Annotated in this window: 1 pseudogene; it reads left to right on the top strand. The window is 61.1% G+C overall.

Annotation, left to right across the window (positions count from 1 at the left end):
- Positions 1 to 207: pseudogene (locus tag J5M67_RS29055) on the top strand (arylsulfatase); the annotation flags it as partial.
- Between the last annotated feature and the right edge of the window lie 45 nt (positions 208 to 252).

The following is a 252-nucleotide window of genomic DNA, read 5'->3' as shown; positions in this document are numbered from 1 at the left end:
TCCGACCAGTACAGCGACTGGCTGGTGAAGAACGCCTACCTGATGGGCATCGCCACCATGAAGTCCACGCAGTTCCTGCAGACCTTCATCGACTATCCGCCGAGCCAGCGCCCGGCCAGCTTCACCATCGACCAGGTGCAGCAGTCGGTGTACCAGAAGATCGCCGAGAAGATGAAACAGCAGCAGGCGGCTGCCCAGAAGCAGTGATCTACCCGCCACGCCCGGATGGGGCGTGGTTTCCTCAACCCGTAA

Origin of the sequence: Pseudomonas sp. 30_B, assembly GCF_017491605.1 — a bacterium.
In the GTDB taxonomy this organism is placed as follows: domain Bacteria; phylum Pseudomonadota; class Gammaproteobacteria; order Pseudomonadales; family Pseudomonadaceae; genus Pseudomonas.
This window is presented reverse-complemented; position numbering and strand designations above follow the sequence as displayed.